Raw genomic sequence first — 20,308 nt, forward strand, 5'->3', positions numbered from 1 at the left:
AAGTGCTTACTAAAACCCAAATCACAACTATGGCTGTTGACTGTTGACGGTTGGCTGTTGATGGATTTGAAAGCCTTGTTATGTGAGAGTTTTATCTTAGCTTGATGTCCTAATCTATCTGGCTACGGCTATACTTCTCAAGGAGGATATTTAGGTATAAATGGGGAAAAACTTTGCTTAATAAAAATATATATACATTAACCTTATGAACTTCAGAAGAAATTCCAATTATTGTATCTAATCAATCATCTCAATTGTGTTTCACACTAGTGAAAGAATAATAAAAAACCTTTGCAATAGGCAGTTATATTATGAGTCTGATTGACGGCATCCTCTTAACTTTAGTAAATGCTATTGTCTGTCTTGCACTGCCAAGGCTCTTATCTTTAATTTTGGCAAGCAAAAAACCTCAAAATAATTTACCCAAACAATCTCCTATAGAGTTAGAAGATTCTCACCCCAAGATTTCCAGCTACGTAGATGTGACTCCTTAATCAAGATGGGGAGTAGTGGGAGAGGATAACCACTAATAAGGGCTGCTAACTGTCAACTGTCAACAGCCCTCACGATGGATTGTACAACTTAACAGCAAAATAGCTTACTTCCTGTTTCTTTGCCGCCATTTTTCTCTGACTAAGCGAATTTCTTCAAAAGAATAGCTTTCACCTAACTGTTCTTTAATGGGTGTTAAAGCTATATCGCCAAGCACTTCTAGCACTTGCCAAATTTTTTGTTGATGTTCTAAAGGAACAAGTTGGTTTAAATCGACTGGCTGATTTTTCTCAATCAGTTTACCTAAATGGGTGGAGATTGTGGCTGGACTGAGTTTGCGTTTGCGGGCTATCTCGGCAATACTTAAACCTTGTTGATGTAATTGTAAGGTCTGTATTTCGCTATCGGAAACTACACTGCCTGTAGGTGCAAGATTAACTGGTTTTTCTTGAGGATTTTTTTCTTGGCGGTAGGCGCGAATTTCGGCAATGAATTTCTCACCATATTGGGCTAATTTGTGACTACCAACGCCAGATAGTTTAGAGAATTCTAGTAAGTTTTGGGGTTGCGCTTGTACCATTAACTTCAATGTGGAATCGTGGAAGACGACGTAAGGCGGTACAGACTGTTCATCAGCAAGTTGTTTACGTAGCGATCGCAGTCTATGTAATAATGCTTCTGCTTCTTCAAATTTGGGACTATCCTGTATCAAACTCAGCTTTTGTGCTACAGGAACAGAGAGAAACACTTGGCGTTGTCGCTTCATCACTTCCCAACTGAGGGCGTTTAATTTTAAAACTGAGTAACCATCGCTAGTTTGTTCCAGTAAACCTTGATGTAAAAGTGATCTTCCTAAAGTCCGCCACTCATCCACCGTTCTATCTTTGCCAATCCCATAGGTAGAAAGTTTATCGTGTTCGTATTGGATGATTTTGTCTTTTTTTGCCCCCCGCAACACATCAATTATGTGTAGCATCCCAAACCTTTCTTTACAACGCGCTACACAAGAAAGGAACTTCATCGCTTCAATTGTCCAATCTTGCATCGGTTTGGGATAACGGCAATTATCACAATTACCACAATTACCCGCAAACCTTTCACCAAAATAACCCAGTTGAATTGTCCGACGACAGTCTGTCCCCTCAGCGTAATCTATCATCTGTCGCAGTTGTTGTTTGGCAATTAACTGTTCTTGGGGGTCTGTTTTTTGCTCAATACTCCATTCAATAGTTTTAATATCGCCAAAACTAAAAAAAATTGTACAGCGTGATGGTTCCCCGTCTCTACCAGCCCTACCTGATTCTTGATAGTAACTCTCTAAATTTCGGGGAATATCAAAATGTACCACTAAGCGCACATCTGGTTTATTAATCCCCATCCCAAAGGCAATTGTAGCAACCATTACCCGCACATCATCCCGAATAAACCGCGTTTGATTTTTACTACGTTCATCATCAGGTAATCCGGCATGATAAGATAAAGCCGAAATCTTATCTTTTTGCAGTTTAAATGTTAGTTCTTCAACTTTTTTTCGAGTTAAACAATAAATAATTGCTGAACCTTCATTATCTCGAATTAACTCTAATAATTCAGCGTAAGCTTGTTTACTTTTGGGGCGGACTTCGTAATAAAGATTTTGACGATTAAAACTGGCAAGGTGAATACTTGGTTGCTTTAACCCTAGTTGTTGGATGATATCAGAACGGACGCGGTCTGTAGCTGTGGCGGTAAGTGCCAAAACGGGAACATTTGGGTAACGCTTGCGTAGGGATTTTAACTGGCGATATTCTGGACGGAAATCGTGTCCCCACTCAGAGACACAATGGGCTTCATCGATTGCAAAGATAGATATGCCAACTTTTTCGTTGACTAAATCGAGGAATGGCAGAAATCTTTCACTGAGGAGACGTTCCGGGGCGACGTAAAGTAATCTTACCTTACCATTGAGGATGGCTTCCTCACGCGATCGCACCTGATACGCATTCAAACTACTATTAAGGAAAGTGGCAGAGATATTATTATTACGTAGTGCTTCCACTTGGTCTTGCATCAAAGCAATCAACGGTGATACCACCACAGTTAAACCCTGCTTCATGAGTGCAGGTAACTGAAAGCACAAAGACTTTCCTCCACCCGTAGGCATCACTACCATTAAATCTCGGTTTTGCAGCGCATCTTCAATTATTTGCCGTTGTCCGGGACGAAAGTTGTCGTAACCGAAGTGATATTTTAGCGCCTGTTCGAGATTGGGATACTGAAGCATAGCGATCGCTTTTTTGATTGCGTTCTGCGTGGGTGTTTACTGAGGATAACAAGATTTTAACAACGCGGAATGAAGGGTGGACTGAATTTATATAGCTGTTGACTGTTGACTGTTGATGGTTGACAGACTTGAATGCCTTTTTTTGTCAGGGTTTTGATGTCCTAATATATCTGGCTATGCGCGCAAGATAATGACTTCGTGCATTTCTGGATCATGCAACGCCAAAAGTTTTATTAGCCCAGGCAATAAATCTATCTAGTGTATGTACTGCTAGGAGATTATGGTTAAAATTTACTTGTTGCCGTAACCATTTAATCGCCCCTTCCCTCATACCTTCACCACCAATCACGACAATTGTTGGTGCTGGATAATATTGTTGAATATTCAAATTTAAATAAGGAAATTTCTCATCAACGGAGCCACCACTTTCTTGCCATTTACACTCAATAATTAATTCTGATGGATTGAGAGGCAAGCCCACAACATAGAAATCAACTTTTAGTGATGTTTGATATACTCCGTTACCAATATAAACTTGTTTAGCGTAGCGTTTTTTTAATAAACTAGCGTTGAGTAAATATTCTTTTGTGACATGAGTGCCAATTTGAAAGTACTCATAGGCAGTTAGTATTGCTTCTACATTCGTTTCTAAAATCCTGCCTGACTGATTCGCTTTTGCACCCGGAGTCATGTTTATCACCCATCATTTTGCATCAACCATGCTCATTTCAGGATTTCATGGAACCAGTCACAAATGATCGATTACTTAATATGAATTTTCAATTGATATTTGACGAAGTTAATTTTTAGTGCAATTGTACTAAATAAATCATAGGATGATGTGAGCAAAATCAAGACTAAGAGCTAAAGAGAAGAATGTTCTGTTTTGATTCTTAATTTTGAATTTTGTAGCTTTAGCTTCCCGGAGGGTATTTTGAATTTTGAATTGATATTAGTTATGCAGTAGGATTTTGCAGAAAATCTTGGTAATAACTTGTCTAACCAACTAATGAAATCTAACTGATTTAGCCTGCTTGAACTTCAGTATTACCGTTGCGGATAGCCCATGCTGTATCTAGCAGTTCAGTCCAGCGTTTTTGTAATTGCTTGGGGGTACATTTGAGGGTTTTAGCGATCGCCTGATCACTATGTCTCGCCAGCTTTAATTGCAGGAGTTGTTGCTGTGGTAGGGAGAGTGTACCCATCAAGGTGTTCCACTGCTGGGCAGATAAACCCAATTTCTGTTCTAAACCTGCACCTAACCATTGGTGGACTAATTGCCATTGGTGTTGTTTAGCAAACTTCTGCACATGATATTTAAAGCGCTGTTGTAGATAATCGCGTTGACGGCTGGTCAGACCGAGAATTTGGTCAATTTCTGGTGCTGACAGGTCTTGCAGCTTGAGTGTTAGATAATCGATGCAGTCGGATTGACCTTGAGATTCTAGGTATTTAATTAATTCGGCAATGATGCGATCGCGTTCTGATTCTTCTGAAGGGTCAAAATTAGTTTGGGCAATCATTTGGGAGCGGATTTGTTGCACCGCCGAGTTACGCTGGTAAGATTCAGCCTCTTCACTTTTAGCAGATTCTACCGCCATTTCAATATCTACTGTTGTTTCTTGGGGCTGGCGACGAGCAAAACCTTGGGCGCGTAAAATAACTAATTGTTGATTGTTACCACCGGGTAAATTAATCCGGCGCTTGGCGTACTGTTCGGTAAACGCCATATATTCTGCTAGTTGCAGTTGAGTACGTGGCGTGTAATCTTCAGCCAGTTCATTTTCCCGACGAAAAGCTTTGATAGCTTCAATGTAAAATGCTTGGAGAAAATCTTCAATTAAACTGTAACGTCCGTCAAACCCTAAATCTGAACCGGCGATCGTCACATGACGGTAAACCATAGCGCCTAGACTACTATGTAATTCTACCCGTCCTCGTTGGGAACCTAATTGATAGTAATGTAGGCACTTTTGCAAACGATGACGAGCCAGAGTTAATTGCCAAGAATGAACTTCACCAGATGTTTGAATGCGAGAGCTTTTATCACATATCCGGTTCACTTCCTTGGCCATGCGTTGAGCTACGGCTTGTACACACTTGGGGGATGCTTTGACTTGAGAGAGCATTTCTTGGGATAAAAACTGCATCAAAGCATCTGTAGCCTGTGATTCCTCAGTGATGACGTTGCCAACAAAAGCAGATGTAGAGATTGGTAGATTTGCAAGGTTTACTTTCATGTATTTTCCTGGGTTTGGTCTTGCACCTTAAGTAGAATGCACAAACAGTACCTGAAACCAGGCTTTACTGGAGAATCTTTGACCATTCATCCATCAAAACCTAAGACAAGCACCGCTCATATATAAAACTGTACGCAATCGAAAAAAGTTACAGAGAAGGTCGTGTGTCGCTTTTTTCACTCGCAACCAGATCGAGGTTAACACACCTATATTCGCTTTGCCTGCCAAATTGCTCAAAACCTTTATGTATCTAGAAATACGCCTATTTCATCAGATCCACTAGCGGAACTCTTAGTTATGACGCTCATTAAACTGGAGGCATTTTGCTGCGCTATTCCGAAACTGACAAGAAAGGCGGTGAAGTTCGTTGTTTATACCCACGCTGTTACTGCTTCCCAACCTAATCCTTGTCTAGTAATCATTGGCTCGTCTCCCGTCAAATCAACAATTGTAGAAACATCGTAAGTTGGTTCCTGGCCAGTGTCTACAATCACATCAACTAATTTATCCACGCGGTCAAATAGCTCTACCATTGAGGTAATCGATTCGGAAACTATCCCGACTTTCCCATTGCCTGCCTCATCTGGAGGTATGTGTGCTGAAGTCGAAATAATCGGATTTCCCAAGGCTTCAAGTAAGGCTAAACATACAGTATGATTTGGTACGCGAATTCCAGTAGTTTTACGCTTGGGACTTTGGACTAATCTTGGTACTAACTTAGTGGCAGGTAACAAAAATGTGTAAGTTCCTGGTATTAGTCGCTTCATAATTCGATAAGCTGTATCACTGACAAAGGCATAAGTAGCTACATTAGACAGTGAAGGACATAAAAATGTCAGTGGTTTATCGTTTGCTAACTGCTTGATTTGCCGCACTCTTTCCACCGCAGACTTGACATTTAAATCACAACCGATCGCATAAACCGTATCAGTTGGATAAAGCATCACCGCGCCACTGGAAAGCGCTGACCTTATTTCCTCTATTCTGCGACTCTGGGGGTTATCAGGATGGACAGCGATAATTTTTGCCATAAAAGTTTGGGTTACTGAATTTTGGGGACTAGGGACTTAGAGGAGGAATCTTTCAGTAAGTTTTCCGCCTGTTTCTTATCTATCGACATTTATGTAAAATTAAGCGTTGCACATATTTACATAAAGAAGCAATTGCTTAAACTGTAGATACATATTTTTACGGGCAAATCATGAGAGTTCGTACTTAACAATGCGTAATACTTAGTTATCAGTGTTAATTACGAATTAGAAATTAAAAATTACGAATTATCTTTATGAACAAAATTGCTTACCTTCAATGTCCGACAGGCATTTCTGGTGATATGTGTCTGGGAACCTTAGTTAGCCTGGGTGTTCCGGTGGCATACCTAACAGAAAAACTCAATAACTTGGGTATAGCTGAGGAATATAAGTTAAGGGCGGAAAAGGTGCAACGGAATGGTCAGGAAGCCACTAAGGTTCATGTAGATTTGATTGACCATCATCATCACCATGACCACGAACATCATCACCACGGGCGACACTTGCCAGAAATTGAGCAAATGATTTTGCAAGCAGGTTTACCGCCAAGGGCTGAGGCTTGGAGTTTAGCTGTATTTCGGCAATTAGCGGTGGCTGAAGGGGCTGTGCATGGCATTGCTCCAGAAAAGGTTCATTTTCATGAAGTAGGTGCGGTGGATGCGATTGTAGACATCGTTGGCACTTGCTTAGGTTTAGATTGGTTGGGTATTGCTAGTGATAACGCAGGATTCCCACTGCTATATTGTTCGGCCTTTCCCACTGGTGGGGGAACTGTACGCGCCGCCCACGGACAAATGGCAGTACCAGTACCAGCAGTTTTGAAGTTATGGGAAATGCGGGGTTGTCCAGTTTATAGCAACGGTATTGACCGGGAATTGGTGACACCAACAGGAGCGGCGATCGCCACAACCCTAGTCAAAGAATTTGGAGCGCCACCACCCATGACCATCAAACAGGTAGGATTGGGAGCAGGCACGATTAATCTACCTATACCTAATATACTACGGCTCTGGCTGGGCGAAGGTGCTAGTTTACAGGCAAATATCACGGATTCTGCTGCTAATAGCCCAACCCTAGAGACAATCTCTGTACTGGAAACTCAAATTGATGATTTAAATCCACAGGCGATCGGTTATGTCTTTGAACAATTGTTCGCCGTTGGTGCGCTGGATGTCTTCACTCAACCGATAGGCATGAAAAAATCCCGTCCAGGGATTCTACTAACTGTGATTTGTCATCCAGAAACTTTAAGTGATTGTGAAGCAGTGCTATTCCGCGAAACTACCACCTTGGGAATCCGCCGGACTATCCAGCAACGCGCCATCTTACAACGGGAATTTAAACAAATAGAAACGAAATATGGCGCAGTGCGAATTAAAGTAGCGTGGCATGGACAATCATCGGAAAAAGTGATCACCAACGTGCAGCCAGAATATGAAGACTGTGCAGAATTAGCCCGCAAACACAAAATTCCCTGGCGGGAAATTCAGCAATTGGCGTTACAGGGTTGGTATGAAAATAATTCGTAATTAACAATATTAATTACGAATTACGTGTGATTAGGCTTTAACTCTTGCTCCCCTTCCTTTGCAGGGAAGGGGTTGGGGGTTAGGTTTGAGAAGAAGTCACACTAGGAATGAATTAATCGTTTCCTGTGGTTTGCTTTCCTTTTTTGACCAAATCTTCACCAGCATTCTGGGTATTCTCTTTGATATTTTCTAGACCGCGCTGAGTCCCTTTAACAACACCCTCCCGTACTTCTTCAGCAGAACTACCGATGTCCTCACCTAAGTTCTTCACCCTTTCTCCAAAAGGTGTACCTTGGCGATAATTGCGAACATATTGCTCTGTGCTGTCAATACCTTTTTCATCAACGTTTCTCTTAGCATTGTCTCGCAAAGCTTTAGCTTGAGTTTCGGCTGTTTTTTCCCCAACTTCGGATCTAGGATCTACGTCGCTAAAGTTATTCATGCCGCCTTTGGGAGTATTGAGCGGATATTCTTTTGTGGGATCATATCTTTCAATATAAGCTGATTCAGCCTTTTGCTGTGGTGGCTGTGCGGCAATTCCTTTAGCAGAACAAGATTGGGTAAACAATAGGAAAAATCCCAATACAAAAACTGTGGCAATTTTCAGGGGACGGGCATTCTTTAACCAGTTAATGAACTTTTTCATAGTGCTACTCCTTGTGTTTTTGTGACTCAATTAAACTGTGAATGACGTAAAAAATTCTTATCTACCAGCAGCCGGATTTTTGTGTAATTCAGATATAGAACCGGCTTCATCTGCCTTATTTTGGATAAATTTAGAAGCCTCTTGTACTGATTCTTTAACAGTTTCTAGTCGTTCTTGAATGCGAGTTCCTACATTTGGCTCATTCTGAATCAATCCACCTGGTTCAGGGTGCTGGAAGTCTTCTTCTCGAATGATTGGCAATTCCGCTTCTTTTTTGACTCTGCCTGCTGGTGTTTCGGCACCAGGGTAAAGTAGTTCTGATTCTCTATTAACAGCAATCAGTAGTTGTGAACTGCTTGGTAAATTAGCTTGATCACGTCTTTTTTTATTTTCTGGGTTAGTGATATTAGGATCCGTGGAGAATCTAGAATTGACGTATTTATCTCCACCATTTTTATAAGGATTATTAGCACCACCAGCTTGTACAGCAGGGTTTTGAGGGTTTGCCCCTTGAGGATTACCTTGGCTACAAGCAGTACTAATCATTAACAATATACCAGCCAAAAATACAGTCAGAATCTGGCGTAGCCGTAGTTTTTTCCATACATTCATTAAACTGTTCACTAGTTCCTCCTTTTATCAATTACAAAATTGATCGCTTAACAATTTTTGCAGCAAGCGAAAGTTTTGTTGTTTTTCGAGTTGACTGATTATTTAACCAACAGTTATCAATGTTAGGGATTTAAAAACATCTTTCCATCTAGCGTAAGTCACATTAATTTGAGCAATAATGTGTCATATTTATCTAACTACAGAGAGATAGAGCTTAATATCTCGCAATATTAAGGCTCCTATTGAAAATCTTGTAACTTGATTGGTTAATTAAATATTTACGATATTCATTTCACTCTTGGGTAAGACCTTTAATTATATTTAGGGTTAAGTTTAATTTTGAACTCATCTATGAAAATATACTCAATTCAAACAATCTAGGATACTAAATATCTGATATAAATACTAATAAAAAAACCATATTTTATTTGAAAAGAAAATTTTTTATAAAATGATAGCTTGTAACTGATTTAGCATAAAATCTGAAATATTCAGCTTCGGGTATTTTCGTTGTCTAATGAAGATAAAATTGCAGCACATTTTTCGTTGGATAATTTTGGGCGCAACGCTGATTTTTTTAGCCAAAGCTCTCAAGGATAACTGGTTGGGAGTGACGGCTATCCGCATTAGTGAAGTTGGTTGGGCAATTTTAGCGATCGCCACAGGTATAACTTTACTAGCTCATACTTGGGCAGGTTGGATCTGGACTTGGATTTTGCAAGACCTAAATCAATTAGTACCAACTACTGAGTTAATCCAGGTGTATCTAAAAACCAATATTGCTAAATATTTACCTGGTAATGTTTGGCATCATTATCGGCGAATTGTGGCGTTGAAAAATGCCAACGTTTCCACTGGTGCAGCTACTCTAAGTGTGTTGTTAGAACCTTTACTCATGGCGGCTGCGGCTTTAATAATTTTAGTGATGTTTGGCAGCCGACTCGCAGTTAGTAGTAATAGCTTAATACTACGAATTTTACAGTTATTGAGTTTAATAATCATACTAGCTGGAGTACATCCCCGATTTTTGAACCCAGTCATCAGCTTGTTGTCCAAATTGAAAGCCAAAAAATCAGATACCCAAACAACTGCGGCTTTTAGTATTGAACGCTATCCCTTACGACCATTATTAGGTGAGTTGGGATTTTTGGTGATACGGGGGATAGGATTTATTCTGACTCTGTTTGCTTTGATGCCCCTGAATATGAGTCAAATTCCCCTTTTATTGGGTGCTTTTAGTTTTGCTTGGCTGTTAGGGTTTGTGGTTCCGGGTGCGCCTGGGGGTTTGGGTGTATTTGAAGCAACAGCGATCGCCCTTTTGCAAAACCGCTTTCCCTCGGCGGCGGTGATTAGTGCGATCGCTTTATATCGTCTGATTAGTATTATTGCGGAAACTGCTGGTGCTGTTTTGGCTTCCCTGGATGAAAATCTTGCTAAGTCCTAAATTTTACCAATAGAAATTAGCAATTATTATTTCTAGGACTTACGCATGAAAACGAAATATCAAAGGTTTGGAGAAGGGTGTAGAGGTATAAATGTTTAAAACTCTTACACCCCTATACCCTTACACCCTTACACCCTTACACCCGGTCTCAACAGACAATCTGAGTGGGTAAGTCCTAATTTAATCAGGTATATTTGCATCCGCTTTCACTTGGGAAAATACACGATAAGTGTCCAAATTTGTGTGCGAATTACCAGACGCTTCATCTTCTACCATCTTCAGCAAGTTATACTCTACGTTTTCTGCATAAATTGCAAAAGTAATATTATAAAATTCAATGAACTGAATTAGCCATTTACACTCATCCTCTGATTTATCTTTATAAAAATTAATCAAATCTGCAATCCGGCTTTCTAAATGGCTACGGCTGCTTTTACAAATACAGATAATTTTCAGGAGAATAACTACTAAAGTTAAAGGATGGCCATGAGAAAGTAATAAAGTAAATAACTCCGAAGGCTCCTGGCGATTTTCTGTAGTCAGAAAATCAATTAATCGATTACAAACCCTCAACAATAAATCTTTACTTAAAGATACCTCATCTTTTTCTACTTTCCATAGTGACAGTTTTTCTGTCAAAATTTGACTAATAATTTCTGCGATCGCTTGATTGCCCACAGAAAAAAACAAATATTTATGGATACTTTGTTTAAACTGCTTCAGCGTTTGATTTTCAGTTTGCTTGAGGAATATATGGGCAATGTTCTCGTAGCTGAATTTCCCTTTTTTCACAACAATCATTTTGATGAGACGCAAAACCTCATCCCCAAAAATACTAGGGTTATGATAGCGTGTTGGACTAGACGCAGTAGACTGAGAACGAGCAATGTACATTGCTAGCTCAAACTTATACTTGTCCTTCATTTGCCTGGAGAGTTTGCTTGCTGCCTCTTGTTGTTCCTGAGGTTTATCAGGATCTACAGATTGGGCAACTAAGAGATAATTAGCATAGCGATCGCTCCAGTGTGTTTGACTTTTACTAGTATTTGTATAATTAAACTTTTTGAGTTCTTGATAATCTTGACTATGAACAAATTTCTCCAGCCATACCTGATATGTAATTAGTTCTGGGCAACTATATATTAGTAGGTTGTTTACTGGTAATTGAGTAAATAAATTAATTAACTCATGAATATACTTATGTTTCCTCTTCGCCGCCCAATTATTAATTAAAATGTAGCAAGAACGTTTGAGCGTGTAACGAAACTCTTCCTCGTTATCAAACATCACCATCTTTTGGATAACTGGCACAGCAGAAAAATTACCAGACTCCAAACAGTGAATGAATAACTGTTTAAATTCCTTTAAAGCCTCCTCTGGGGGATATATATTTACAAGTTGTATTAAGAAGTTATAAAGACTTTCTTGTAAGGCTTGTAAACTTGGCTCTGGAAAATTCGGTTTAACAGTATGTTGATTTCCTAAAATACTCGGCAAACTATTGGTGGTCATAGAATTTATCAAGACCAAATATTATTTAACTTTATTGTTAATAGCTTACCCTTGATGCACCCTAGTATCAATCAAGCTATCTTAATTTTTTTACAGAGTTTTAGTGAATTTACGGTGTAGCTGATCAACTATTCCATCTTCCTATGTCAATACTTAGTGGTAATTACTGGTATATAAATTAGAACTTACGCATACAGGTTGTCTGTTGAGACCGGGTGTAAGGGTGTAAGGGTATAAATGTTTAAAACTCTTACACCCTTATACCCTTCTCCAAACCCTCGATATTTCGTTTTCATGCGTAAGTCCCATAAATGATACTTGTACTCGTTGGTGTATGAATCATCAAGTCCAAATTAGTGGCTGTGAGAAGTTGTACCAGCTAGGTATATATTTAGATATCATGAAGTTTTTGAGAAGCCTGTATTATGTCCATTCAAGTCTACGGAATACCCAATTGTGGCACTTGTAAAAAAGCTTTTAACTGGCTTCAAGCCCATAAGGTTGACTATGAATTTATCAATACCAAGGAAAATCCCCCAACGCGTGAGAATATCCAAAATTGGGTACAATCTTTAGGTTCTATACCAATGCGTAATACTTCCGGTCAATCTTACCGTGCTTTGGGTGAAGAAAAAAAGAACTGGACTGATGAGCAATGGATTGAAGAATTTGCTCAAGATGCCATGCTACTTAAACGTCCCCTGTTCGTTAAGGATGGGATAGCGGTAGCCGTAGGTTTTAGGGATGAGAAAGTAATTCGAGAAAAGTTGGAATTTTAACAAAGTAAGCTATTTATTCTTAACTTTTATTCTCAAATAATCACTTTATCTCATTTAAAATAAATTACTGCCTTTACTTATGATTTTTATCGACAAATCGTGGGTTGAAATTGTGTTCTTTTTTGTAATATTATCTGTGGGTTGCTGTTAAATATAGTGAATACTATTCCCAAAATTGATAATGAGACTATAGTAATTCCTGTTAGCCATTTTATTTGATTGCGTAAAGTCTTCACCTCAAGACTATAATTATCTAGTGGTAATGGCTGATGCTGTTGAATTGCCGAGACTTCAACCGCTATTTGTTGAGGTGTATTTACTATATACTCAAAAGCTACTTGGGAGTGCAACCAATTAGCAATTAATTGAGGGCAGTTCTTCTTAAACCAATACCAACCGTAGACTCTAAATATAGGTTTAGACATCCGAGCAATTAATTTAACTACTCGGTTAAAAGGTCGATAGCGAAACCTTTGATTAATTAAGTTGACTGAACCGATATCATAGAGGCAATCTAGAATCAGCTTAATCGTTGCTTCTTCACTTTCAGATAAGTTTTGCAGCAAAAGCTGAACGTCTTGCATTCTCTGCGCTTCAATATTTTTCTGATCTAATAATTCAGAGGAATCTACTGAGTTATTTAAAAAATTTTGCTTAATTATTGCCATATCAATAAAATACCAAATATGAGGGTTTTCATCTGACTACCTAGAGAAAGAAATATAGAATAGCTAAAAAAACAGTTAATTTATTTTTGATTTATTACTAATCCATCAAAAGATATAACTTAGAAAATCTTTTGGAATAAGTATTTGCTAATGGTATTAGGTAATACTGAAAACAGAGGTTAATCTTACATTATGATTCCCCGTAGATAAGAATAGATAACACTTCTTTTGAGGAATGAGGATACAGTATGGGGGTATAGGCGTATAAGGTAGGACTTACGCGCTACTCCTACACCCTTGTCCAGCTAGCATCGCCACTGCTTGCATTTCTGGTATTGATTCTCGTAAAGTACCCGTAACAGCGCTTGTTTATCAGTTATTAAGCACTGTTTACTGCTGAATATTGTGAATTGTGAATTACTGAAGACGATGCCTGTACGCCAAACCTTATCAAAATCTGATATCCAACTGTCTTACTTGGAGTGGAATCAAGGCAAAGAACCCTTGCTGCTGTTACATGGTTTAGGCGACCATGCCTTAGTCTGGTCTAGCTTGGGGGATGATTTAGCGGCAGAATATCACATAGTAGCGCCAGATATGAGGGGTCATGGCGAAAGTAGCAAGCCAGATAAAGATTATAGCTTTGAGAGTGCGATCGCTGATCTAGAAGCTTTGATGAATCATCTAGGCTGGTCATCAGCCCATATTGTTAGTCACTCCTGGACGGGTAAATTAGCAGTTATTTGGGCAAGGCAAAACCCCCAACGTCTAACGAGTATGGTGCTAGTTGACCCCATTTTCATTTGGAAAATGCCCAACCTCTTCCGCCTTACCTTTCCTCTGCTTTACCGCTTCTTATCTTTTCTCAAAGCGATGGGGCCTTTCACCAGCTACGAACAAGCCGAACAAGAAGCACAGCAATTAAACCAGTTCCAAGGTTGGAGTCCTTTACAACAACAAGTCTTTCAAGCGGGACTCGAACAAAAACCCGATGGTAGTTGGGGGAGTAAATTTACAATAGCCGCCCGTGACGGCATCTTTGATGCAGTATTAAGCGTACCCGGTTTCACCATCCCCTTAGACACTCCCGCCCTGTTTGTCCAGTCAGAACAGGGACTCAACCGCCTCGAATGGCAAATCAAACCTTACAAAACTTACCTCAAAAATTTCCGTCTGTGCCAAATTCCCGGCAATCATTGGCCTTTTTTAACCGCACCACAAGCCTTTAATCAGACAATAGCAGCATTCTTAGCAGAATGTCAGGAAAATAAGTCTCATGATTGATAGATAGGAACAGAAGGATAAAATTAGCCGTGCTAGCAACGCTACAGTCATCGCCAAGGCTCATTTTACCCTTTTGACTATCGACTACTGACTTCCTTAATCATGAGCCTTTGTATCAATCCAGTTTGCCCCAACCCTAACCACCCCCATAATGACAAAAATCGCTTTTGTCAAAGTTGTGGTTCACAGTTGGAATTGCTAGGGCGTTATCGGGTGACCCACTTATTAAGTGATACAACTGGCTTCGCCACAGTTTATGAAGCCTATGAAGAAAACACAGCTAAAATCCTCAAGATACTCAAAGCCAATCTCTCCAGCGACCCTAGAGCAGTAGAATTATTTCGCCAAGAAGCAGTGGTCTTAGGACAGCTAAATCATCCGGGAATTCCTAAAGTTGATAGCTATTTTCAGCATCAAACCAGAAATGGTGTGATTCTGCACTGCATTGTCATGGAGAAAATTACGGGGACAAACTTGGAGGAGTGGTTACAACAGCAACAAAATCAGCCGATTTCCCAAGCACAAGCCATAACTTGGTTGATACAGTTGGCAGAAATTTTAGATTTAGTGCATGGCAAACTATACCTGCATCTAGATATTAAGCCATCAAATATCCTGCTCCAACCTGATGGAAAGTTAGTTTTAATTCATTTTGGTACAGCTAAGACTTATTCCAATGGAACCACCACACCCACTTTATTATCTGGTTACAACGCTCCAGAACAAATGAATGGAGAAGCTACACCACAATCAGATTTCTTCAGTTTGGGGCGCACTTTCGTTTTTTTACTAACAGGAAAACACCCGTTAGATATGTATGATGTCCATCAAAATTTACTGCGATGGCGTAACCATACCAAACAAATTGCATCATCATTATTGAATTTCATTGATTGGTTAATAGCACCAGAATCAAAAAATCGTCCCACCAATACCCAGGGAATTTTGCAGCGTCTTAGAGATATTGAACAGCAAGTGAATTGGGACGAAATTCCCCAAAGCGAACAGCAAACTCAGCTAAAATCTCATCTGCCTTTACAATCACCCACAAAAATTTTTAATAAAGTACCTTTAATCGCATTTTGTGCAGCCCTCATAGTTTCAGTTGGATTACTGAGTTTAGTTGCCTTTATGATAGGTTATCCAAGATTTACTTTATTACCACCACCAGGTCAGTCACCACAGAGAAAGGGCAAAATTGCCTACTTCCCTTATGAAACAGGTAAAGATAGTCAAGGAAGAGTCGCCAAATTTAATATTGCTGTTTTATCAATAGAATATAAATGGCTTTCAGGTAGCAATTTTCAGATTAGAAATAATGACAGAGTTATTAGTCTAGATGTTTTAAAATTACGTTTAGAACAAGAAGGTATCCAGGAAATTATGGACAATCCTGAAGAAATTATCTCTGTAGGTACTGCTTCCTGTGAAGGTAGTTTATCAGTAGCGCAACGTAAAGCTTTTGAGCGCTCCCAACAGATACAAAATTTAGTTAAAAAACTATTTCAAAATAGCCCAAGTGTTAAAAAATATCGCTTATTAAACTTAGGAAAATTTCAAGGCAGTGATTGTCAAAGTAATAGAGATTTAACTGCATACCAAAGAAGTGTAATTATTATCGGGTTAAAAAGACAATCTAAAGCTGTAGTTATAGATGAAGCTTTGCGAGATAGATTAGAAAGCAAGCCTTTTGGCGATTTTCAGTTAGATGATTATTCCTTGGGTTCTGTAGATAAATTTAAGACAATACCAAGTAAATTATAATGTAGTTTAATTTTAGGCGATCGCCTCTATTAATCAAATAATCAAAAAGTAGATATTCCTCATAATTCTTAATTAACTTTACTCATAAAATAGGCAACAAACTAGTGAATTTATGCTCCCATTCCTGAATATTTTTTCAATCCTGCACGCCACAACAAACGATTTGCCACCCAAAATATGAATATCCAAGTCAGAAGTGACAAAAATCCCCGTGCTATATCTACAGGTAGCCCTACCAACAAACTAGCGGGGAAATCAATCAAATAGGGAAAGGGTGTAAATAAAACTATCGCTTTTATTTGGGGAGGAAATACATCTAAAGGTGCAATTAATCCTGATAAAAATAAATAAAATAAAAACCAGAAATTTTCTATAGCGTTAGCCCTTTCCGTCCAAAAGGCGAACATCGCAAAGGTGTATTGAATTACAAATCGCAGTACAAAAGCCAACGTCACAGCCACTGTAAATAACAATAATTGACTGGAACTGGGAAACCACAACGCCTGGGGATAAAGAATAAAAAATAACCCTATTAATAATATTGCAAAAGGTATGCGAGCAACCCTTTCTGAAAGATGGGATGCAACATGATGCCATACTGGATCTAATGGTTGTAATAATTTAGGTGATAATTTACCTTCTACTACTTCTTTTTCAAACTCCCAAATTACCCAGACAATAGATATTTGTCTCACAATAAAAACTGTGAGAAAGTAACGGGCAAAATCCACAGGCGATAAACCAAAGGTTCCACCTTGCGCCGCTTTTATCCAAGCACCCATCAAAATAATTGGCAAAGAACCAGACAAAACCCATAAGATTAGTTCTGCCCGATACTCCACCATATAAGCGTAGTAAACTGTCAGCAAAGTTAATGCTTTTCTAATAGTCTTTTTCATGAGATTTTAAGTTTTGATTAAACCACTCCCGCCTGAAAAACTCGCCCTATCACTTCCTCAACAGGTGGCTCAGTTACCGTTAAATCTATTACTTCTAACTCTGTTAATATTTTCGATACTGTGCGCGTCAGTACCTCTTGCTGCACTATAAAGCATACCGCACGCCCTTCTAAAAGTTGCACATCACCATAAGATTTGAGTGTTTCTAAAGGTAAAGGTTGGGCTAACTCTACACGAACTTCTCGGTAAGGAGCAAAACTTTCTAGTAGTCCATCTAAACTACCGTCATACATGAGCTTTCCTTGATGAATCAACAGCACCCGTTCACACAAAGCTGTGATATCAGCCATGTAATGACTAGTTAGCAACACTGTAGCTTGATAACGTTGATTGTACTCACGCAAAAAATCACGTACCGCTACTTGAGCGTTGACATCTAAACCCAATGTTGGCTCATCCAAAAACAAGACATGAGGACGGTGTAACAGCGCTGCCAAAAGTTCAGCTTTCATGCGTTCACCCAAAGAAAGTTTTCGCACTGGTTGAGTTAGCTTACCTTCCAAAGACAGCATTTCTGTTAATTCCCCTACCCGACGCTGAAATTCTTTGTCAGAGATGTCGTAGACAGCAGCGTTAATTCTCAAAGAATCCAGTGCTGGTAAGTCCCAGATAAGTTGTTGCTTTTGTCCCATTACCAGGGTGATTTTTTGTAAAAATGCTTCTTGGCGCAGAAAGGGAACATGGCCAGCCACCTTGACTACACCATGAGAAGGATGTATCAAGCCTGTCAACATTTTCAACGTGGTAGTTTTACCAGCACCATTCGGCCCCAAAAATCCCACTACTTCACCAGGTGCAATTTCAAAAGAAACATCCTGAACAGCTTGTATTGAACGGTAAGTGCGGCGGAAAAGGTGAGTAATTGTACCTGCAATTCCTGGTTCTTTCACCGCTACTGGATAAGACTTACTGAGATTTTCGGCAATAATAATTGACATATAAGTTAGCTATTCTGCTTTTAAGTTGCACAATCCATTGTGAGGGCTGTTGACTGTTGACTGTTGACCGTTGACAGTCCTGATTAGTAGTTATGCAATTTAGACGCGCATTAGCTTACCTCTAAAAGTCTAGGAGGCAGCAAGCAATAATACTAAATGTTTCTCACACTAAATCAAATTATTTAGCCAGATTCTGCGCTCCTCTCTCTTGAAAAGTTGAGCCACTGCGTTGGACGGGTTCCCCGGCTTGTAGCAAGTGGCGTTACTAGGTCGGGCTAACCCTCCTCCGGAACTTTTCGCTGCGTTTACCTTCGTGTCCCTCTGCGTTAAAAAAATTATTTTAAACGACCCGATCGCAATATACTCACAATTAGCCACAATCCCAACAAACTTGCCACCGCGAACAAGACGCTACTTAAAAATGACAATTCACTTGTCTGGGCTTTAGTAGATATAACTGCTGCACCCATAATCAGTGAACCTACTAATATACTGAAAGACAAGCGATTAGCTGCATCGTCCATTGTGCGGCGCACCCCATCCAAACCATGTAGAGAAAGGTTCCAGCGTAAGGTTTCCGATGTTACTCGGTCTAATAATAGTTCTACCTGTCGGGGCGATTGTAAAGAGAGACTTTTTAAATCTAAGGCTGTTCTCAGGAGCGATCGCACTGGATTATCCCCCAATAACTGCCGTCGAAACAAATCTGTAATTAATGGTTGAATTTCATCAAATAAATTAACCTCTGGATTGAATGTCTGTGCTACCCCTTCCAAATTCGCTATAGTTTTGGCATACAAACCCATATTGCTGGGTAGGCGAATTTTATTATTTCTGGCAATTTGCAAAATTTCATAAAAGATTTGACTAAAATTCATCTCAGTCAAACTGACGTTATAGTATTTCCGCAACATCCGGTCATAATCACTTTCCAACCGGGACAAAATCACTGGTTGGGCGGAATCTGCCAATTGCAACGTTAACTGAGCGCATCGTCCCGCATCTAAATCCACGATCGCCAACAGCATTTCTGTTAAAATCTGTTGAGTCCGGGGATCAAGTCTCCCCACCATGCCACAATCTAACAGTGCAACCCGGCCATCACTAAGATAAAAGATATTGCCCGGATGGGGATCAGCATGGAAAAAGCCATCAACATATAATTGCTGAAAGAAAGCCCGAAATAACAAAGTCGTAACAGCTTTACGTTCGGCTACCGGGTCTTTACCATTACTATTGTTCAAGCTTGCTGACAGTATTGGTACACCATCTAGCCATTCCATCACCAACAATTTTTCTGTAGTTAAAGACCAATAAATCTCAGCTACGACTAGCTGTGTGGGGTCAAACCAGTGACTACGAGATAAATTACGGCGCAATAAATCTGTATGTCCTGCTTCCCGTGTAAAATCTAACTCTGCCTCTAAAGCTTTGGTAAATTCTTCCGCAATTGATTTAATTTCGTAATTCTGCCCAAAATCGGTACGCGCCACCAAATCAGCGATTCCTTGAATTAAAGCAATATCTTGAGCAATAGTCAGATCGATCCCCGGTCGTTGCACCTTGAGCGCCACTTCCCGACCATCTATCAATGTAGCACGATGGGTCTGAGCAATTGATCCCGCCGCTACTGGTACAGGATTAACTTTACTGAAAGTTTCTTCCAGAGGTCGTTTGAGTTGTTTGCGGATAAGAATTTCAATATCTATCCAAGGAACTGGAGGTACTTCATCCTGTAGGGTAGAAAGTTCCTCAATGTAAGCCGCATTCAGTAAATCTGGACGGGTAGACATCAGCTGACCGAGTTTCACATAAACCGGCCCTAAGTCCACCAAAATATTCTTTAAAACCGCAGGTGTTGGTAATTGGGGTTCATCAGCCTTACCACCTGTAAGTAACCGCCGCATATAATCCCAGCCATTGCGGAGGACAACTTCAATAATTTCTCGTTGACGGGGGACAGTTTGGGTGAGGAACATTGTGGGGGTGTAGGGGTGTGGGGGTGTAGGGGTGTAGGGGTGATGGATATTGATGAAACTATGATTCTTTTGTTGGTGTTAGAGTCGTCACTCATCACTTTATTAAAAACCTACACCTGTGAGGAGTAGTAACAAATTAGTGCTGAGTTTCGAGTTTCAGGTTGGGAA

Annotated in this window: 17 protein-coding genes; 6 read left to right on the forward strand and 11 right to left on the reverse strand. The window is 39.8% G+C overall.

The genetic code is table 11. The features are described from left to right. Positions 1 to 311: 311 nt before the first annotated feature. Entirely contained in the window at positions 312 to 494 is a 183-nt protein-coding gene (locus H6G14_RS07320; RefSeq protein WP_190566424.1) for a hypothetical protein, read from the forward strand. A 104-nt stretch (positions 495 to 598) separates the two neighbouring features. Here the strand turns inward: H6G14_RS07320 and recQ are convergent, their stop codons facing one another. From recQ to H6G14_RS07340, 4 genes are all read right to left on the reverse strand, one after another. Further along, complete coding sequence (recQ, locus tag H6G14_RS07325) at positions 599 to 2,755, reverse strand: DNA helicase RecQ (protein WP_190566425.1); 2,157 nt, start codon at positions 2,753 to 2,755, stop codon at positions 599 to 601. 211 nt (positions 2,756 to 2,966) lie between these two features. After that, complete coding sequence (locus H6G14_RS07330; RefSeq protein ID WP_190566426.1) at positions 2,967 to 3,446, reverse strand: PD-(D/E)XK nuclease superfamily protein; 480 nt, start codon at positions 3,444 to 3,446, stop codon at positions 2,967 to 2,969. A gap of 334 nt (positions 3,447 to 3,780) precedes the next feature. Beyond that, positions 3,781 to 4,995 carry a HetZ-related protein gene (locus H6G14_RS07335; RefSeq protein WP_190566427.1) on the reverse strand — a complete coding sequence of 405 codons (1,215 nt, stop codon included), beginning with the start codon at positions 4,993 to 4,995 and terminating at the stop codon, positions 3,781 to 3,783. Between the two features lie 371 nt (positions 4,996 to 5,366). Continuing rightward, positions 5,367 to 6,026 (reverse strand): L-threonylcarbamoyladenylate synthase, encoded by a 660-nt coding sequence (locus H6G14_RS07340; RefSeq protein WP_190566428.1) that lies wholly within the window; start codon positions 6,024 to 6,026, stop codon positions 5,367 to 5,369. Between the two features lie 254 nt (positions 6,027 to 6,280). On the opposite strand from H6G14_RS07340, the gene larC reads away from it, so the two are divergent. Further along, a complete protein-coding gene (gene larC, locus H6G14_RS07345) occupies positions 6,281 to 7,555 on the forward strand; it encodes a nickel pincer cofactor biosynthesis protein LarC (RefSeq protein ID WP_190566429.1) in 1,275 nt (424 codons plus the stop codon). Between the two features lie 112 nt (positions 7,556 to 7,667). On the opposite strand, the gene H6G14_RS07350 is transcribed toward larC, so the two are convergent. Together H6G14_RS07350 and H6G14_RS07355 are read right to left on the reverse strand one after the other, a co-directional pair. Beyond that, on the reverse strand, positions 7,668 to 8,201 hold the full coding sequence (locus tag H6G14_RS07350) for a hypothetical protein (RefSeq protein WP_190566430.1): 534 nt from the start codon (positions 8,199 to 8,201) through the stop codon (positions 7,668 to 7,670). Between the two features lie 57 nt (positions 8,202 to 8,258). Beyond that, positions 8,259 to 8,825 carry a DUF6658 family protein gene (locus H6G14_RS07355; protein WP_190566431.1) on the reverse strand — a complete coding sequence of 189 codons (567 nt, stop codon included), beginning with the start codon at positions 8,823 to 8,825 and terminating at the stop codon, positions 8,259 to 8,261. A gap of 505 nt (positions 8,826 to 9,330) precedes the next feature. Here H6G14_RS07355 and H6G14_RS07360 point away from each other — a divergent pair. Further along, a complete protein-coding gene (locus H6G14_RS07360) occupies positions 9,331 to 10,257 on the forward strand; it encodes a lysylphosphatidylglycerol synthase transmembrane domain-containing protein (protein ID WP_190566432.1) in 927 nt (308 codons plus the stop codon). Between the two features lie 180 nt (positions 10,258 to 10,437). Here the strand turns inward: H6G14_RS07360 and H6G14_RS07365 are convergent, their stop codons facing one another. Beyond that, on the reverse strand, positions 10,438 to 11,769 hold the full coding sequence (locus H6G14_RS07365) for a hypothetical protein (protein WP_190566433.1): 1,332 nt from the start codon (positions 11,767 to 11,769) through the stop codon (positions 10,438 to 10,440). 425 nt (positions 11,770 to 12,194) lie between these two features. Here H6G14_RS07365 and H6G14_RS07370 point away from each other — a divergent pair, with 425 nt between their 5' ends. Then, positions 12,195 to 12,548 carry a Spx/MgsR family RNA polymerase-binding regulatory protein gene (locus tag H6G14_RS07370; protein WP_190566434.1) on the forward strand — a complete coding sequence of 118 codons (354 nt, stop codon included), beginning with the start codon at positions 12,195 to 12,197 and terminating at the stop codon, positions 12,546 to 12,548. A gap of 86 nt (positions 12,549 to 12,634) precedes the next feature. Here the strand turns inward: H6G14_RS07370 and H6G14_RS07375 are convergent, their stop codons facing one another. Continuing rightward, a complete protein-coding gene (locus H6G14_RS07375; protein WP_190566435.1) occupies positions 12,635 to 13,216 on the reverse strand; it encodes a hypothetical protein in 582 nt (193 codons plus the stop codon). A gap of 429 nt (positions 13,217 to 13,645) precedes the next feature. Between H6G14_RS07375 and H6G14_RS07380 the strand changes: the two genes are divergently transcribed. Both H6G14_RS07380 and H6G14_RS07385 read left to right on the forward strand, forming a co-directional pair. Then, complete coding sequence (locus tag H6G14_RS07380; RefSeq protein ID WP_190566436.1) at positions 13,646 to 14,500, forward strand: alpha/beta fold hydrolase; 855 nt, start codon at positions 13,646 to 13,648, stop codon at positions 14,498 to 14,500. Positions 14,501 to 14,602: 102 nt separating this feature from the next. Then, positions 14,603 to 16,264, forward strand: a complete 1,662-nt coding sequence (locus tag H6G14_RS07385; protein WP_190566437.1) for a serine/threonine-protein kinase — start codon at positions 14,603 to 14,605, stop codon at positions 16,262 to 16,264. Positions 16,265 to 16,374: 110 nt separating this feature from the next. Here H6G14_RS07385 and H6G14_RS07390 read toward each other — a convergent pair whose 3' ends face one another. The 3 genes from H6G14_RS07390 to H6G14_RS07400 all read right to left on the reverse strand — a co-directional run bounded on the left by H6G14_RS07390 (position 16,375) and on the right by H6G14_RS07400 (position 20,140). Continuing rightward, positions 16,375 to 17,163, reverse strand: coding sequence for an ABC transporter permease (locus tag H6G14_RS07390; protein WP_190566438.1), 789 nt, complete (start codon positions 17,161 to 17,163; stop codon positions 16,375 to 16,377). 17 nt (positions 17,164 to 17,180) lie between these two features. After that, positions 17,181 to 18,161, reverse strand: coding sequence for an ABC transporter ATP-binding protein (locus H6G14_RS07395; protein ID WP_190566439.1), 981 nt, complete (start codon positions 18,159 to 18,161; stop codon positions 17,181 to 17,183). 335 nt (positions 18,162 to 18,496) lie between these two features. Continuing rightward, positions 18,497 to 20,140 carry an ABC1 kinase family protein gene (locus tag H6G14_RS07400; RefSeq protein WP_190566440.1) on the reverse strand — a complete coding sequence of 548 codons (1,644 nt, stop codon included), beginning with the start codon at positions 20,138 to 20,140 and terminating at the stop codon, positions 18,497 to 18,499. Positions 20,141 to 20,308: the final 168 nt, after the last annotated feature.

This window comes from Nostoc parmelioides FACHB-3921 (assembly GCF_014696625.1).
In the GTDB taxonomy this organism is placed as follows: domain Bacteria; phylum Cyanobacteriota; class Cyanobacteriia; order Cyanobacteriales; family Nostocaceae; genus Trichormus; species Trichormus parmelioides.

Excerpts from the sequence above, each read along its gene's own strand:
- H6G14_RS07320 (WP_190566424.1), top strand. The coding sequence starts at position 312 with ATGAGTCTGATTGACGGCATCCTCTTAACTTTAGTAAATGCTATTGTC.
- recQ (WP_190566425.1), bottom strand. The coding sequence starts at position 2,755 with ATGCTTCAGTATCCCAATCTCGAACAGGCGCTAAAATATCACTTCGGT.
- H6G14_RS07330 (WP_190566426.1), bottom strand. The coding sequence starts at position 3,446 with ATGACTCCGGGTGCAAAAGCGAATCAGTCAGGCAGGATTTTAGAAACG.
- H6G14_RS07335 (WP_190566427.1), bottom strand. The coding sequence starts at position 4,995 with ATGAAAGTAAACCTTGCAAATCTACCAATCTCTACATCTGCTTTTGTT.
- H6G14_RS07340 (WP_190566428.1), bottom strand. The coding sequence starts at position 6,026 with ATGGCAAAAATTATCGCTGTCCATCCTGATAACCCCCAGAGTCGCAGA.
- larC (WP_190566429.1), top strand. The coding sequence starts at position 6,281 with ATGAACAAAATTGCTTACCTTCAATGTCCGACAGGCATTTCTGGTGAT.
- H6G14_RS07350 (WP_190566430.1), bottom strand. The coding sequence starts at position 8,201 with ATGAAAAAGTTCATTAACTGGTTAAAGAATGCCCGTCCCCTGAAAATT.
- H6G14_RS07360 (WP_190566432.1), top strand. The coding sequence starts at position 9,331 with ATGAAGATAAAATTGCAGCACATTTTTCGTTGGATAATTTTGGGCGCA.
- H6G14_RS07365 (WP_190566433.1), bottom strand. The coding sequence starts at position 11,769 with ATGACCACCAATAGTTTGCCGAGTATTTTAGGAAATCAACATACTGTT.
- H6G14_RS07370 (WP_190566434.1), top strand. The coding sequence starts at position 12,195 with ATGTCCATTCAAGTCTACGGAATACCCAATTGTGGCACTTGTAAAAAA.
- H6G14_RS07375 (WP_190566435.1), bottom strand. The coding sequence starts at position 13,216 with ATGGCAATAATTAAGCAAAATTTTTTAAATAACTCAGTAGATTCCTCT.
- H6G14_RS07380 (WP_190566436.1), top strand. The coding sequence starts at position 13,646 with ATGCCTGTACGCCAAACCTTATCAAAATCTGATATCCAACTGTCTTAC.
- H6G14_RS07385 (WP_190566437.1), top strand. The coding sequence starts at position 14,603 with ATGAGCCTTTGTATCAATCCAGTTTGCCCCAACCCTAACCACCCCCAT.
- H6G14_RS07390 (WP_190566438.1), bottom strand. The coding sequence starts at position 17,163 with ATGAAAAAGACTATTAGAAAAGCATTAACTTTGCTGACAGTTTACTAC.
- H6G14_RS07395 (WP_190566439.1), bottom strand. The coding sequence starts at position 18,161 with ATGTCAATTATTATTGCCGAAAATCTCAGTAAGTCTTATCCAGTAGCG.
- H6G14_RS07400 (WP_190566440.1), bottom strand. The coding sequence starts at position 20,140 with ATGTTCCTCACCCAAACTGTCCCCCGTCAACGAGAAATTATTGAAGTT.